The 594-nt window shown below is 61.8% G+C and carries 1 protein-coding gene; it reads left to right on the forward strand.

Features of this window, described 5'->3' with window-relative positions:
• Window positions 1-423 (forward strand): hypothetical protein (locus J7523_RS20490; RefSeq protein WP_291890653.1); only part of this gene is annotated, 423 nt, incomplete at its 5' end.
• Window positions 424-594 lie beyond the last annotated feature (171 nt).

Raw genomic sequence — 594 nt, forward strand, 5'->3', positions numbered from 1 at the left:
AACCGCAACCCGAAGAAGGCCCTGGAGATGGGCGTCACGGCGGCGGCGGCACTCGTCGGGGTGGGGACGATCGCCGTAGGCGTCGCACGCGTGGGCCGAGTGCTCAAGGCTGCACGTGCGTACCATAATGGTGTTGCGGGCGCCGCGAACACGATCCGGGCATCGAGGCCCGTCGCCGCGATTGCTGGTCGCGTCCACGTCCGCGCCGTTCGCCTGTCCGGGAAATACAGCGAGACGCTCAAGAATGGAAATTCATTCATCGCTCGTGGTAGTGGGGTCGCCAGGCGAAGCTATCGCCCTGCGCACAGAACACCCCAGTACGGTTGGCGATCGAACCTCGATGTCGGGGTTAAAGGCTTGAATGTCAAGGGAAAACCCGCCTACCGGACCTTTCATGTCACCCATCGGAGTCGTTTCTTCTAGGTTGGCAGATAGTCGAGAGGAGCGGTTGCTCGTGACGTCGAGGTACGCGGGGAGGGGCGGTCGTGTGCACGACACAAGTGGTCGTGAAATTGGGTGGGTGTTCCTCGAGGGGGAGTTTCTCACTCGCCATCCAGAGTGCGGGCTGGGCAATTCTCAACATGAGAGTGTGAC

The organism is Cellulomonas sp., assembly GCF_017744555.1.
GTDB lineage: Bacteria > Actinomycetota > Actinomycetes > Actinomycetales > Cellulomonadaceae > Cellulomonas.